Annotated in this window: 13 protein-coding genes; 8 read left to right on the top strand and 5 right to left on the bottom strand. The window is 70.4% G+C overall.

Annotation, left to right across the window (positions count from 1 at the left end; genetic code table 11):
- Positions 1–1,137 carry a M20 aminoacylase family protein gene (locus tag CMO28_RS19660; protein WP_296716058.1) on the bottom strand — a complete coding sequence of 379 codons (1,137 nt, stop codon included), beginning with the start codon at positions 1,135–1,137 and terminating at the stop codon, positions 1–3.
- Positions 1,138–1,434: 297 nt separating this feature from the next.
- On the opposite strand from CMO28_RS19660, the gene CMO28_RS19655 reads away from it, so the two are divergent.
- From CMO28_RS19655 to CMO28_RS19640, 4 genes are all read left to right on the top strand, one after another.
- Positions 1,435–1,602: a hypothetical protein gene (locus CMO28_RS19655; RefSeq protein ID WP_197465132.1), complete on the top strand. Its 168-nt coding sequence runs from the start codon at positions 1,435–1,437 to the stop codon at positions 1,600–1,602.
- Between the two features lie 85 nt (positions 1,603–1,687).
- The gene (locus CMO28_RS19650) at positions 1,688–3,445 is read left to right on the top strand and encodes a thiamine pyrophosphate-binding protein (protein ID WP_296716001.1); all 1,758 of its coding nucleotides are present in this window, start codon (positions 1,688–1,690) and stop codon (positions 3,443–3,445) included.
- A 38-nt stretch (positions 3,446–3,483) separates the two neighbouring features.
- Positions 3,484–5,559: an iron-containing redox enzyme family protein gene (locus tag CMO28_RS19645; protein ID WP_296715999.1), complete on the top strand. Its 2,076-nt coding sequence runs from the start codon at positions 3,484–3,486 to the stop codon at positions 5,557–5,559.
- Complete coding sequence (locus CMO28_RS19640; protein ID WP_296715997.1) at positions 5,556–7,154, top strand: hypothetical protein; 1,599 nt, start codon at positions 5,556–5,558, stop codon at positions 7,152–7,154. The genes CMO28_RS19645 and CMO28_RS19640 overlap by 4 nt, the downstream gene beginning before the upstream one ends.
- A gap of 27 nt (positions 7,155–7,181) precedes the next feature.
- Here CMO28_RS19640 and CMO28_RS19635 read toward each other — a convergent pair whose 3' ends face one another.
- The 3 genes from CMO28_RS19635 to CMO28_RS19625 all read right to left on the bottom strand — a co-directional run bounded on the left by CMO28_RS19635 (position 7,182) and on the right by CMO28_RS19625 (position 9,220).
- Positions 7,182–7,589 carry a type II toxin-antitoxin system VapC family toxin gene (locus CMO28_RS19635; RefSeq protein ID WP_322111387.1) on the bottom strand — a complete coding sequence of 136 codons (408 nt, stop codon included), beginning with the start codon at positions 7,587–7,589 and terminating at the stop codon, positions 7,182–7,184.
- Positions 7,586–7,834 carry a type II toxin-antitoxin system VapB family antitoxin gene (locus tag CMO28_RS19630; protein WP_014747917.1) on the bottom strand — a complete coding sequence of 83 codons (249 nt, stop codon included), beginning with the start codon at positions 7,832–7,834 and terminating at the stop codon, positions 7,586–7,588. The genes CMO28_RS19635 and CMO28_RS19630 overlap by 4 nt, the downstream gene beginning before the upstream one ends.
- Positions 7,835–7,945: 111 nt before the next feature.
- Positions 7,946–9,220 (bottom strand): glycerate kinase type-2 family protein, encoded by a 1,275-nt coding sequence (locus CMO28_RS19625; RefSeq protein ID WP_296715992.1) that lies wholly within the window; start codon positions 9,218–9,220, stop codon positions 7,946–7,948.
- A gap of 199 nt (positions 9,221–9,419) precedes the next feature.
- On the opposite strand from CMO28_RS19625, the gene CMO28_RS19620 reads away from it, so the two are divergent.
- The 3 genes from CMO28_RS19620 to CMO28_RS19610 are packed head-to-tail and all read left to right on the top strand — an operon-like array spanning position 9,420 to position 11,276.
- Entirely contained in the window at positions 9,420–10,163 is a 744-nt protein-coding gene (locus CMO28_RS19620; protein WP_296715989.1) for a creatininase family protein, read from the top strand.
- A gap of 11 nt (positions 10,164–10,174) precedes the next feature.
- Positions 10,175–10,921 (top strand): N-formylglutamate amidohydrolase, encoded by a 747-nt coding sequence (locus tag CMO28_RS19615; RefSeq protein WP_296715987.1) that lies wholly within the window; start codon positions 10,175–10,177, stop codon positions 10,919–10,921.
- Positions 10,922–10,973: 52 nt separating this feature from the next.
- Entirely contained in the window at positions 10,974–11,276 is a 303-nt protein-coding gene (locus CMO28_RS19610) for a DUF1244 domain-containing protein (protein WP_062763663.1), read from the top strand.
- A gap of 38 nt (positions 11,277–11,314) precedes the next feature.
- On the opposite strand, the gene CMO28_RS19605 is transcribed toward CMO28_RS19610, so the two are convergent.
- Positions 11,315–13,219, bottom strand: coding sequence for an amidohydrolase (locus CMO28_RS19605; RefSeq protein WP_296715985.1), 1,905 nt, complete (start codon positions 13,217–13,219; stop codon positions 11,315–11,317).
- Between the two features lie 270 nt (positions 13,220–13,489).
- Here CMO28_RS19605 and CMO28_RS19600 point away from each other — a divergent pair.
- Positions 13,490–13,599, top strand: a 110-nt coding sequence (locus CMO28_RS19600; RefSeq protein WP_296716057.1) for a GapR family DNA-binding domain-containing protein, incomplete at its 3' end; no start/stop codon positions are given.

Raw genomic sequence — 13,599 nt, 5'->3', positions numbered from 1 at the left:
TCAGGCGCCTGCCGGCGCCGAGGCTTCGGCCAGCGCCACCCACAAGGCAGCGGCATCGCCCAGGACCGCGTCGTTGAAATCATAGCCGGGGTTGTGGATCATGCAGCTGGTCGGCCCCGACTCCACGCCGTTGCCCACCACCAGATAGCAGCCGGGAACGCCCTCCAGCATATAGGCGAAATCCTCGCTGCCCATCGATGCCTCGGGGATGTCGATCACCCGCCCGGCACCGAAGGCATCAACCGCCACCGCGCGCGCAAAGGCGGTCGCGCCGGCATCGTTGATCACCGCCGGATAGCCCCGGTCCACCTGGACGGTCGCCGAGGCCCCCCAGGCGGCGGCCTGGCCCGCGACCAGCTCGCGGATCCGCATCTCGATCAGGCTGCGGGTCTCGGGGTCGGTGGTGCGCACGCTCGCCTTCAGCACCGCCGTTTCGGGAATGACGTTCGCCGCCTCGCCGGCCCGGAACGCGCCCACCGTCACAACGGCCTGCCGGGTGGGCGGCACGTTGCGCGCCACGACCGATTGCAGGGCCAGCACGATCGCCGATCCGGCCACGATCGGGTCCACGGCCCGTTCGGGATAGGCGCCATGGCCGCCGCGGCCGCGGACGGTGATCACATAATCATCCGATGCCGCGGTCAGTGCGCCCGGGCGGAAGCCGAACACGCCGGCAGGCAGCCCCGGCATGTTGTGCAGGGCATAGATCCGATCGACCGGGAAGCGGGTGAACAGCCCGTCGCGCATCATCACCGCCGCCCCGCCGCCATGTTCCTCGGCCGGCTGAAAGATCACCCGCACGGTGCCGCGAAAGCGCCGCCGCTCGGCCAGGCAGCGCGCGGCCGCCAGCAGGATGGTGGTGTGGCCGTCATGGCCGCAGGCATGCATCCGGCCGTCATGCAGGCTGGCATGGGGCAGGCCGGTGGTTTCGGTGATCGGCAGGGCGTCCATATCGGCCCGGATGCCGATCACCGGCCCCGGCCCGGTGGTCAGGGTGCCGACGACACCGGTCCCGCCCAGGCCTTCATGAACCTCCCCCCCCCAATCGGCCAGCGATCGGGCCACCAGCGCGGCGGTCCGCCGTTCTTCGAACGCCAGTTCCGGATGGCGATGCAGATCGTGGCGCAGCGCCACCATTTCATGCAGCCAGGCTGCGATCTGACGGCCTGGTCCATTCGGCTTCGACTGCGGCTGGGGGGCGGACATGAAGCAACCTCCGGTTCACCACGATTTGCCCGGGTCAGCATAGCAGGATGCAATGGTCTGGCTCCATGAAATCGCCTGACGGAACAACCGCCCTTTACCGGCCCCTTCGCAAATTTTACAACCTTATGTATATGATTTTCGGTCATTTAATTCTGATTAGTCGTGACTCTTTGTTAACCTCAGGTAGAATGTTCCTGTTTCTATAATCCCCGTATGGAGGGAGACGCCATGAGCGACAAAGTGGTGGACGTCAGGGATACGGTGGCGAAGCTCGGGCTGGACGCGAAGGAGCCCGACATCGCCCTTCGCACCGGGCTGACCGGCGGCAAGACCTTCCTGGTCCAGATCCGTCCGGCCACCCAGGAGAAGCCGGTGCTGATCGCCGTGCATCTCTGAGCCGGCGACATCTGAACGATCGGGCGCCGGTCCCGGGGGCTCCCCGGGCCGGCGCCTTCCCCGCCGACGCCGAAGGAAGCCCCCGATGAGCCACGCCGCCCCCGATCCGGCTGCATCGCGGATCGACGCCGATCCGGCCCCCCTGCTCCATGGCGGCATCGTCGCCGCCACCCAGCTGCGCGCGCTGGGCATCGGGCATCTCTTCACGCTGACCGGCGGGCATCTGTCGCCCTTGTTCGACGGCTGCGCCCGCACCGGCATCCGGCTGGTCGATTTCCGCCATGAACAGGCCGCCGCCCATGCCGCGGATGCCATGGCCCGGCTGACCCGTCAGGTCCAGGTATCGGCTGCAACCGCAGGCCCGGGCGTGGTCGGGGCCGCGGTCGCGGTCGCCAATGCCTGGGCGGCCGGCAGCCCGCTGATGCTGCTGGCCGGCCGCAATCCGGGGGCCACGGAAGGCATGGGGGCGCTGCAGGAAGCCCCCCAGCTCGACATGCTGAAGCCCGTCACCCGCATGACCGCGACGCCGGGCGATCTGTGGCGCCTGCCTGAATTGCTGGCAGAGGCCGCCGCCGCCGCCATGGTGCCGCGGCCGGCCCCCGTGGCGCTGGATCTGCCCTTCGACCTGCTGATGGGCCGCGTGCCGGCGGATGCGCTCAGTTTCACGCAGGGGCGCGGCCAGAGCCACGCCCCCGCCGCCGATCCGGACGCCGTGGCCAAGACCGCCGCCCTGCTCCGCGCCGCCCGCACCCCCCTGCTGCTGGCCGGATCGGGCGTCTATTGGGCGGGGGCGGAAGAGGCGCTCGACCGTTTCGTGCGCGAGACCGGCTGCCCGGTCTTCGCCAATGGTGCCGCCCGCGGCATCCTGCCGCCGGATCATCCGCAGATGCACAGCGCCGCCCGCGCCCGCGCCCTGCCCGCGGCCGATCTGATCATCGCGATCGGCATCGATTTCGACTTCCGCCTGAATTACGGCCGCGCACCGCTGATCGACCCCGATTGCGTGATCGTCCATGTCGATGCAGACCCCGCGAGGCTTGGCCGCAATCGCGGCGCGGTCATGGGCGTCACCGCCAGCCCGCGCCATTTCCTGACCGCCCTGGCCCAGGCTTTCGAGGCCGATGGCCACCGGGTGCCGGCCGCCTGGCCCGAACAGCTTGCCGCCCGCGATGCCAGGGCGGCCCGCGCACGTCAAGACCGCCTGGACGGCGACGGCCCGATCGACCATGCCCGTTTCGCGGCCGAGGCCGCCCGGTTCGTCACCCCCGACACCGTCACCATCGGCGATGGCGGCGACGTGATCGCCGAAACCGCCGGCGCCATCCCGGTCGGCCGACCGGGCCACTGGATGGATCCGGGCCCCTTCGGCTGCCTGGGCATCGGCCTGCCCTTCGCCATCGTCGCCCGCCTGGCCCGGCCCGCATGCCCGGTGCTGGCGGTGCAGGGCGACAGCGCCTTCGGCTTCAATGCCATGGAAATCGACAGCGCCGTGCGCGCAAAGACCGGTTTCGTGGTGCTGATCGGCAATGACGGCGCCTGGGGCGAGATGCGCAATTTCCACGACGACATCTTCGGCGACGCCAATCTCGACGGCCAGTTCTTAAGCCGCGCCACCCGCTATGACCGCCTGGCCGAGGCGCTGGGCGGCCATGGCGAGCGGGTGGAGCGCGCCGCGGGCATCGCCCCCGCCCTGGCCCGTGCCGCGCGCGCCGCCGAGGCGGGCGTGCCGGCCGTGGTCGAGGTGATGCTCGATCCGGCCGCCCGCCGCCCGGCCGGCGCCGTCTCGGGCAAAGCGATCGCCGCAGCCTTCGGCGGCGGCGATCCCGACGCCTTCAAGTCCTGAGCCTGGATGGATCCCGATCACGAGAGGCGCCGTTCCCCATGTCCGTCGACACCTTTCCCCCCCACCCCCTCGCCCCCCGCCGCCCACGCCTTGCCGCCCGCATCGTCGAGGCGGCGGACGGCATCGCTCTCGACCGCGGCGGCACGCGCTTCCATCTGGAGGCCGGGGGCGTGGATGCCCCGGCGCTGGGCCGGGTGCTGCGCCTGATCGACGGCGGTCGCGATGCCGAGGCGCTGGAGCGCGAGGCCGGGGGCGCCGACATGCCCCGGTTGATCCGCGACCTCGCCGCCTTCGACCTGGTCGACGAAGCGGCCCCGCCGGCCGCCCGGTCGGGCCGGGCCGCCCTGTTCGCGATCGAGGACCGGACCAACCGTCTGCTCTTCACCCGGCTCTATCGCAACCGGTTCTGGCGGGCCATGCTCGACGATCCTCATGCCGTGCCCGAGCGGGTTTTCCATGGCATGGCGATCGAGAACTACCATTTCCTGTTCCGCGAAAGCTGGTTCGACAGCCCGGTCCTGGCCTGGACCGGCAGCACGCCCGCGCGGGTGGCGATGAACCGCTTCTACGGCGAAGAGGTCGGCCATGACGAGCTGATCCTGAAAGCGCTGGAGGCCGTGGGGCTCGACCGCGAAATCCTGGCCCGCACCGTGCCGCTGCCCGAGACGATGGCGCTTGCCAATGCGCTGTCGCACTGGGCCCGGACCGACCCGATCCTGTTCTTCGCGACGCTCGGCGTGCTGGAAGGCCGGGACATCGACGTCGACAGCTTCGTGCGCGCGGCCGAGCGCCGCGGCATGGACGAGGCCTTCATCGGCCCGATCCGCGCCCATGCCGGCATCAACATGAACGGCGGCCACGGCCTGCTCACCCGCGAGATCTTCGATGCGCTCGACGGCATCGGCGAGGACGAGCTCGGCCGGGTGATCGACGGGCTCGACCTGTTCGTCGAGCTGTATGACGATTTCTACGGCGCGATCCTCGATCACTATGCCGTGCCGGGCGACCGGGTGCGGCGGGTGGAGGGCTTCGCCCCCGATACCGGGCTGCCGGCGATCGCAGGCAACGTCACCACCGCTCCCTCGGCGCCCGAGGCGGCGGTGCCGCGCCGGCCGAAACTCAGGGACGGTGTCGGCGTGGCGATCGAGCCCGCCTCAATCCGCCTGGATTACGGCGATCAGGGCTGTGCGATCGACATCCTGCCGGAAGGGCTGGACGAGGCGCGCCGGCTGATGGCCGCCCTCGCCGCGGGTGCCCCGCGGGCGCAGCTGGCGGCCGTGGCCCCCGGTTTCGGCGCGGCGGGTGTGGGCGAAATCCTGCAGGCGCTGGACGGGTTGGGCCTGCTGGAAGACGCCGATCCCGGCATCGCCCATGGCGTGTCGGGCGCCCAGGCGATGCGCGAGCTGCGCCGCTTCGTCGCCGCCGCCGAGGCGCGGATCTGCACCGGTGCCCTGGGCCGGGCCTTCGCCGAAGGCAGCGCCTCACGCGCGCAGCTGATCGGCTATGCGATCGAGTATCATCAGGTGGTGCGGATGGGCCCGCGGGCGGTCGCCCCGGCGCTCGGCCATGCCGGATCGCCGGCCCGGACCCGGCTGCTGGAAGGCTTCCTCGCCGAAGAGGTCGGTCACGACCGCACCCTCGCCGATGCCCTGGCCGCGGTCGGCATCGACGAGGATCTGCTCGACCGGCTGGTGCCGCTGCCCGAGACTTTTGCGCTCACCTCGACGCTGGCGGTGCTCGCCGCCCAGGATCCGGTCTCATTCGAGGCCCTGCTCTTCCTGTTCGAGCGGCCGGCGCAGCGGTTCCACGATCTGCTGGTCGATCGCGCCCGGGCGCTCGACATGCCCGAAGGCTTCTGGTCGCCGCTGGTCTGGCATGCCGGGCTGAACGACGAAGGTGCGCATGGCGACATCTCGTCCCGGCTGATGGGCTTGCGTGATTTCGTCGGCCGGGAGCAGACTCTGGTGACGCTGAAAGCGGCCGTCACCCTGCTCGAAGCCTTCGACCGGCTGGAGCGCCGCATCCTCAGCCATTACGGGCCGGGTGCCGACCCGATCCCGTCCCTGCGTCTGCCGCTTTCGATGACCGCCACCCGCGGAGAGCCTGCCCGATGACCGCGCCCGCCGCCCCCTTCTCCTCTGAGAGCGTCCCCGTCTCCCCCGCGAGCGTCCCCTTCTCCCCCTGGAGCCTCGGCGCCTATCGACGGCCGCGGCTGGCGGTGCTGCGGATCGACCCCCGCAGCCCCGACACCCTCGCCCTGGTCCATGACGGCGGCGTGACCGAACTCGACGTCACCGGCATCGGTGCGGCCGACCTCGCCGCCCGGCTCGACCGGCTGCGCGATGCGGCGGCGGGGGATTGGGCTGCGATACGCAGCACCTCGGCGGCCCGCGCACAGCGGCGTGCGGCGGGCGCCGACCCGGATCCCGACGGGCTGGTCGATCTTCTGGACGGGCTCGACCGGCTGGGGCTGATCACCGAAACCGATGACGGCCACGATGTTCTGGTCGCCGATCATGCCCGGCTGGATGCAGCACTCGACCGCGCGGCGGGCTGGATCGCCGCCGGGCGGCGCGAGATCGGCGGGCTCGACCACACCGCCATGCTGGATCTTGCCCGCAGCCTGCTCGACCGCATCCGCGATCTGATCGCCGGCGGCGGCCAGGCGGGCCCCTTCGCCCCGCCGCCGGAGCTGCCGCAGGGCGCCGGCTTCCATGCCACCATCCTGCGGCTGCTGGTCGAAGCCTGGGCGGTGACCGCGCCCTTGAGCCTGGTCGCCACCGGGCGCCTGCTCGCCCGGCTGACCGGCACCGAGGCACGGTTCTCGGCCCCACCCGGCTGTCTTTATGACATCACGGAAGCCGAACGCCATCTGGGGGTGGCGGCAACCACGCTGATCCTGGCGGGCCTGCCCGGGGCCGAACGGCGGGCGCTGCCTCCCCCGGGGATCCCGATCCCCGAAACCGGCATCGGCCTGATCCTCACCGCCGAGGCGATGACCCCGGGCCTGCTCTCCGCCATCGGCGACGACCGGATCGGGGCGCTGCTGGCCGGCCGGGATGCCGGCATCGCAACCGCGATCGCACGCGGCATCTATCTGGCGCAGTACCATGTTTCGGCACGGATCACCGACATCTTCCTGCCGGCGATGCGCATGGCGCTGCGCCCGGGGCTGCGCGGCCGCATGCGGCGCTATCATGTCGAGGAAAGCGGCCATGAAGCCCATGAGCTGGAGGCCTGCCGCCGGCTGGGGCTCGATGCCGACGCGGTGATCGATGGTCTGCCGCTGCCGCCCTTCACGGCCTATGTCGACCTGCTGGGCCTGATCGCCGATCGTGCACCCGCCGCCTTCCCGGCGGTGCTGATCGTGACCGAAGGCCTGCCCGGCCGGCCCAATCCGATGAACGGCCGGCTGGCCGCCGCCGGCATCACCGCCGCCGGGGATGCCGAGGTCCGCGCCCATGAGCAGATCAATATCGGCCTCGATCACACCACCATGCCGCGCCGGCTGGGTGCCGAAATCCCGCATCTGGGCCGCGACGATGCCCGACGCGCACTCGATCTCTACGCGCTGATGGTGGAACTGAACGCCCGCGCGCTGGGCTGGCTGGCCGCCTTCCATGGCGACCCGGCCCGCCGCCCCGTCCCCGACTGGCTGCCGGTACCGGCGCGGGATCTGGCCGACTGGGCCCGCGACGGCCTGATCTGACGGGGGTCAATCCGGCAGCAGCGGCCGTCAGCGGAATGACGACGTCGGCGCTGCTCTCGGAAGATCCGTCTCGCCGAAGTCATTGCCCTTAAAAAGCAAAGGCTCTGCCATGTCCTTCGCCAGGGCATAGGCAAAACAATCCCCATAATTGAGGCCCGCCTTGTGGCGTCCTTTTCCGAAATTCAGAAATGCCAGACGAGCAAGATGCCCCTGCTCCACAGTCACCGGCTCGATCACAATGCCTGCCCGGTGAATGAAGAGATCAGCCTGCTGCATTCCGGTCGCGCCAAGCTGCTTGTCGATCACCATCGACAACTCAAGATAATTGGCGACGCTCATTCGACAGATATCGGCGTCATGTATAAACTTCACAAAATCCTCGGCTTCCGCCTCTCGATAAAGAATCGCGACCATTGCGGAGGTATCCACAATCATTTCGGCAGCCCACGTTCATCGTAAAGCAAATCGCCATGTTCAAGATATGGGCGCTTTACGTGGGCTGCAGCATGATCTGCAATGGCAAGAAGCTCCTCGACGCTCGCCTTGGCGGAGGGCTGTCGGAGCCGTGCGTAGCGCTCGCGCAGGGCTTCCGTCACCACGCGGCTCATGCTTTGGCCGGTCGCATCGGCAATAGCCTGCGCCAGACGCCGGGCTTCCGGATCTTTGACGTTCAGGCTCATGACATCCCCCTGTTTCGCAGACTGGCCGCCTTCCGGCCTCAGTTTACCCCTCCATAGATGGGGCGGATAGGCGGTAACCGCCAGATTCTCGGGGCGCGCGGGGCCGACAGGTCACATGACCAGAATCGCCCTGAAATCATTCACATTCGTCCGCGTCGCCCCGGTCACGATCCGGGCGTCCAGCCGGGCGAACAGGGTGTGGGCGTCGTTGCGGGCCAGCATCTCCGCCGGGTCGAGGCCGAGCGCGCGGCAGCGGGAGAGCGTATCGGGGCCGATGATGGCACCCGCCACCGGCTCGGCACCGTCAATGCCGTCGGTATCGGCGGCCAGGCCGTGGATGCCGGGCGTGCCGCCCAGCGCCAGGGCCAGCGCCAGCAGGAATTCGACATTGCGGCCGCCGCGTCCGTCGCCGCGCACCGTGACGGTGGTCTCACCGCCCGAGAGCAGGACCGCGGGGGCCCTGACCGGCCGGCCGTGGGCGCGGGCCGAGAGCGCCATGCCGGCCATGACGCGGGCGACCTCGCGGGCCTCGCCCTCGATCCGGTCGCCCAGCACCAGGGGGGTGAGGCCAAGGCGGGCCGCCTCTGCCGCCGCGGCCTCCAGCGCCAGCATCGGGGTCGCGATCATGTGATAGCGGGCCCGATCGAAGACCGGATCGCCGGGTTTCGGGGTCTCGTTGGCGGGGTCGGCGAGCGCCCGGGCGACGCTGTCAGGGGGCGTGATGCCCCAATCCGCCAGCACCCGCCCGGCATCGGCAAGCGTGGTGGGGTCGGGCACGGTCGGCCCCGAGGCGATGGTCGCCGGGTCGTCGCCGGCCACATCGGAAATCGCCAGTGTCACCACCTGTGCCGGCGCCGCCGCGGCCGCCAGCCGGCCGCCCTTGATCGCCGAGAGATGCCGGCGGACGGTGTTCATCGCCCCGATCGGCGCGCCCGAGGCCAGCAACGCCCGGGTCACCGCCCGCTTGTCGTCGAGCGGCACCCCCGCCACCGGTGCCGCAGCCAGCGCCGATCCCCCGCCCGAGATCAGGGCCAGCAGCAGATCGTCGGGACCGAGGCCGCGCGCCAGCTCGATCAGCTCGGCACTCGCCCGCCGCCCGGCCTCGTCCGGCACCGGATGGGCGGCTTCGACCACGCGGATATGCCGCGTTTCAAGCCCATGGTCATAGGGCACGATCACCAGCCCCTCGGGCCGCATCGGCCAGTCGGCGGTCAGCTCTTCCACCGCCGCCGCCATGGTCGCCCCGGCCTTGCCCGCCCCCAGCACCATCAGCCGCCCCCTGGGCGGCGCCGGCATATGCGGGGCAAGCAGCGCCGCCGAGGGGCGGCTGGCGGTCAGACCGGCGTCGAACAGGCGCCGGAGCAGGGTTTCGGGGGCGAGGGTCATGGGCGGCGGATCCGTCTGGTCAGGGGAAGAGGCGGCGCGAAGATCGTGACCGGAGGTCGCATGGCTTGGCAAGTCCTGCAGGACGGGCCATTCTTGTGGCGCGCGCGCCCCCCTCCCCCTCCGGTGGCTGGCCGGCCGCCCATCAAGGGTAGGGCCGGCCGTCGTCCAGAGATCCGATTCGTCGAGAGATCCGCATCCGATGATCCCGTCACGACAGCGCCTGCCCCATCTGACCGCCACCGCGCCGCTGGCCGCGATCCTGCCGGTGGGGTCGTTCGAACAGCACGGCCCCCATCTGCCGATGACCACCGACACGCTGATCGCCGGTGCCGTCGCCGCCGCGATCCACGACGCCCTGCCGGCGGATATGGCCGCCGCCACGCTGGTGCTGCCGCCACTGCCGGTCAGCTGTTCCCAGGAACATGCGGGCTTCCCCGGCGCCGTCTGGGTTGGTGCCCGCGCGCTTGGCGGTTTCGTGGAAGATCTGGCGGCAAGCCTGCGCCATCAGGGCATCGGCGTGTTCGCCATCGTCAACGCCCATGGCGGCAATTACGTGCTGGCCAATCTGGTCCAGGAGCTGAACCTGACCGCCCATCCCCGCACCCTGCTGCTGCCCGGCCGCGACCATTGGGCAGAGGCCCTGCAGGCGGCCGGCATCACCCGCAGCCTGTCGGAAGACATGCATGCGGGCGAGATCGAAACCTCGATCCTGCTGGCCGCCGCCCCCGATGCCGTGGCACTGCCCCTGCCCGCCGCCGATGGTGCGCGCGAGCGGCCGCGGCTGACCGAGCTGGGCATGGCCGCCTATACCCGAAGCGGCGTGATCGGCGATCCCTCTGCCGCAACGGCAGAGAAGGGCCATGCCCTGCTCGCCGCCCTGGGGGCGACCGGCGCGACCGAAATCGTGCGCGCCGCCGTCATGGTCGCAGGTGACGACAGCTGACGCAGATCCCCTTGACTACCCCCTTCACGCCCGAGCTGATCCGCCCCGACACCCGCGCCCGGGTGATCTTCCTCTGCGATCACGCCAGCAACCACATCCCGCCCGAATATCAGGGGCTGGGGCTGGATCCGGCCGTGCTCGGCCTGCATGTCGCCTGGGATATCGGGGCGGCAGAGGTGACGCGCCGCCTGGCCGGTGCCTTCAACGCCCCTGCGGTGCTGACCACGGTCTCGCGGCTGGTGTTGGACGTGAACCGTTTCCTGGACGACCCGGCCTCGATGCCGGGCCGCTCCGACGGGATCGAGGTGCCCGGCAACCGCGGGGCAGATGTGGCTGAGCATCAGACGCGGGCCGCGCGGATCTTCCACCCCTATCACACCGCCGTCGACCGCCGGATCACCGCCCTGGTCGCCGCCGGGCTGCATCCGGCGGTGGTCTCGGTCCATTCCTGCACCGACCGGATGGACGGCCAGCATCGCCCCTGGCATGTGGGTGTGCTCCATGCCCGCAACGACCGTCTGGCGATGCCGCTGCTCCGCCATCTGCGCAGCACACCCGGGCTGGTGGTCGGCGACAACCAGCCCTATTCGCTGAAGACGATGCGCGGCTACACCACCGACATCCATGCCGAACGCCGCGGCCTGCCCTATGTGGCGCTGGAGATCCGCCAGGATCTGATTGCGACCCCGACGGGGGCTGCGGTCGTGGCCGGGATGATCGCCGCCACCCTTTCAGCAGCGATCGACGGGCTGGACTGATCGGCCTCCGCGCCCCACATTCCCCGTCTCCCGTCTGATGAGGACCAGCCAGATGACCGATACCCGCACCGAACTCGAAGCCGCCGTTTTCCGCCGCCTGGTCCAGCATCTGCGCGACCGGCCGGAGGTGCAGAACATCGATCTGATGAACCTGGCCGGCTTCTGCCGCAACTGCCTGTCGAACTGGTATGCCGATGCCGCGGCGGAAAAGGGCGAGCCGATCGACAAGGAAGCGGCGCGCGAGCTGGTCTATGGCATGCCCTATGCCGAATGGAAGGCCCGCCACCAGACCGAGGCGACGCCCGAACAGCAGGCGGCCTTCGCCGCGAAACAGGCGGCGGCGCACAAGGGCTGAGGCTGACGGTCTGACGCCGACCGCCGCACGCGGTCCGCTCAGACCGCCCAGCAGCCGCAGCCGACGGCCCCCCAGAAGCCGGCCAGATCGCCGTCCTGCACCGGCAGGGAAGCGGCGCGCGGCCGGGCATGGGCATGGCCGTGGATGCCGCAGGCGCTGGCACAGCAGCTGCCGGCCGCGGCGACCGAGCGGTCGATGCCCTCGGCCGCCATCGCCGCCTTGCGCTGCTTCACCTGATCCAGCGCATAGCGCCTGGTCGGCGCCCAGTCGGGGCTGACCGGCAGCGGCGGCGGCGCCAGCCGGTCGAAGGGGCCGGCGCCATGCACGATCCGGCCACCGACGATGGTCAGCAGGCTTTCGATCCCGGCGATCGCCTCGTCGGCGACCGTCATCAGATCCTCGGACAGCACCGCCAGGTCGGCGAACTGCCCGGCCTGGATCCGGCCCTTCTTCCCCCCTTCGGTCGAGAACCAGGCCGAGCCCTCGGTCCACATGCGAAGCGCCTCCAGCCGCGAGGGCCGGGTCGAGGGCGGGTAGAGCTGCAGACCGCCCACCGTCCGCCCGCCGATCAGCCAGGCGAGCGCCGTCCAGGGGTTGTAGCTGGCCACCCGGGTCGCATCGGTGCCGCCGCCGACCGGCAGGCCCATATCCAGCATCCGGCGCACCGGCGGCGTGGCCTCGGCGGCGCGGGCGCCATAACGATCGACGAAGGCCTCGCCCTGAAAGGCCATGCGGTGCTGGACCGCAATTCCCCCGCCCAGCGCCGCGATCCGCTCCAGATTGCGCGGGGTCACCGTCTCGGCATGATCGAAGAACCAGTGCAGCCCGTCGAAGGGGATCTCGCGGTTCACCCGCTCGAACACGTCGAGCGCGCGGCCGATGCTCTCGTCATAGGTGGCGTGCAGGCGGAAGGGCCAGCGATTGGCGACCAGCACCCGCACCACCTGCTCCAGCTGGCCCTCCATCTCGGGCGGCAGTTCGGGGCGCGGCATGAAGAAGTCTTCGAAATCGGCGGCCGAAAACACCAGCATCTCGCCGGCGCCGTTGTGGCGGAACCAGTCGCCGCCATCGCCCGGCGTCACCTGGGCGGCCCAGTTCACGAAATCCTCTGTCTCGGCGCCCGGACGCTGGGTGAAGAGGTTGTAGGCGATGCGCACCGTCAGCTGGTCGTCCTCGGCCAGCCTGCGGATGATTGCATAATCGTCCGGATAGTTCTGAAAGCCGCCGCCGGCATCGATCACGCTGGTCACGCCCAGCCGGTTCAGCTCGCGCATGAACTGGCGGGTGGAGTTGATCTGATCCTCCGGCTCCAGCTTCGGCCCGCGGGCGAGCGTCGCATACAGGATCGCCGCATTGGGTTTGGCCAGCAGCAGCCCCGTCGGCTCGCCATGGGCATCGCGCCGGATCTCGCCGCCCGGCGGTTCCGGCGTGTCACGGGTATAGCCCCCCGCACGGAGCGCCGCCCGGTTCAGCAGCGCCCGGTCGTAGAGATGCAGAATGAAGACCGGCGTGTCGGGGGCCGCCGCATTGATTTCGTCCAGCGTCGGCAGCCGCTTCTCGCGGAACTGGTACATGGTGAACGAGCCCACCACCCGCACCCATTGCGGGGCAGGCGTCACCCGCACCTGCGCCTTCAGCAGGGCCAGCGCGTCGTGAACGCTCTCGATCCCCTCCCAGCGCAGTTCCATGTTGTAGTTCAGCCCGCCGCGGATCAGATGGGTGTGGCTGTCGTTGAGCCCAGGGATCACCCGCCGGCCGCCCAGATCGATCACCCGGGTCTCGGGGCCGGTCGACACCGCCAGATCCCGGCGGCGCCCGACGGCGAGGATGCGGCCATCGGCGATCGCCACCGCATCCGCCTCGGGATTGGCGGAATCGAGCGTGGTGACCCGGCCGTTGACCAGCAGCAGGTCGGCTGTCGGTGATCCGCTGGATGCAGACATGGGCGGCGGTCCTTCAGTTGGTCGGGCCTTCGAAAGGTAGGGCCTTCAATCAGCCGAGACCCTGCATGCGCTTCGAGAGCGGCACGACCCGCTCGCCGATCAGCATACCCGGAATGCCGGGCAAAGCCCGCGCCCATCTCGCCACCGGCCGCCGCCGCATCGCCGCGATTGCGCCGGCCCGCGCCAGCCGCTATCTTGCCGCCCTTGCACGGGATCCCCGCGGCCGGGGGTTCCGATGGTCATCTGCCTTGAGAGACGGGGATACGATCCATGACCGAGGTCGGCGGCATCGCGGGCGACGTGCTGCGCTCGTATATCGAGCGGATCGAGCGGCTGGAGGAAGAGAAGGCCGGCATCGCCGCGAACATCCGCGAGATCTT

The organism is Tistrella sp. (assembly GCF_002684955.1).
Lineage (GTDB): Bacteria > Pseudomonadota > Alphaproteobacteria > Tistrellales > Tistrellaceae > Tistrella > Tistrella mobilis.
The sequence above is the reverse complement of the archived record's forward strand: the minus strand, read 5'-3'. Positions and strand labels throughout refer to the sequence as shown.

Bases quoted from the DNA above. Each gene is read 5' to 3' on its own strand.
- CMO28_RS19660 (WP_296716058.1), bottom strand. From the start codon at position 1,137: ATGGTGGCGCTGCGCCACGATCTGCATCGCCATCCGGAACTGGCGTTC.
- CMO28_RS19655 (WP_197465132.1), top strand. From the start codon at position 1,435: ATGAGCGACAAAGTGGTGGACGTCAGGGATACGGTGGCGAAGCTCGGG.
- CMO28_RS19650 (WP_296716001.1), top strand. From the start codon at position 1,688: ATGAGCCACGCCGCCCCCGATCCGGCTGCATCGCGGATCGACGCCGAT.
- CMO28_RS19645 (WP_296715999.1), top strand. From the start codon at position 3,484: ATGTCCGTCGACACCTTTCCCCCCCACCCCCTCGCCCCCCGCCGCCCA.
- CMO28_RS19640 (WP_296715997.1), top strand. From the start codon at position 5,556: ATGACCGCGCCCGCCGCCCCCTTCTCCTCTGAGAGCGTCCCCGTCTCC.
- CMO28_RS19635 (WP_322111387.1), bottom strand. From the start codon at position 7,589: ATGATTGTGGATACCTCCGCAATGGTCGCGATTCTTTATCGAGAGGCG.
- CMO28_RS19630 (WP_014747917.1), bottom strand. From the start codon at position 7,834: ATGAGCCTGAACGTCAAAGATCCGGAAGCCCGGCGTCTGGCGCAGGCT.
- CMO28_RS19625 (WP_296715992.1), bottom strand. From the start codon at position 9,220: ATGACCCTCGCCCCCGAAACCCTGCTCCGGCGCCTGTTCGACGCCGGT.
- CMO28_RS19620 (WP_296715989.1), top strand. From the start codon at position 9,420: ATGATCCCGTCACGACAGCGCCTGCCCCATCTGACCGCCACCGCGCCG.
- CMO28_RS19610 (WP_062763663.1), top strand. From the start codon at position 10,974: ATGACCGATACCCGCACCGAACTCGAAGCCGCCGTTTTCCGCCGCCTG.
- CMO28_RS19605 (WP_296715985.1), bottom strand. From the start codon at position 13,219: ATGTCTGCATCCAGCGGATCACCGACAGCCGACCTGCTGCTGGTCAAC.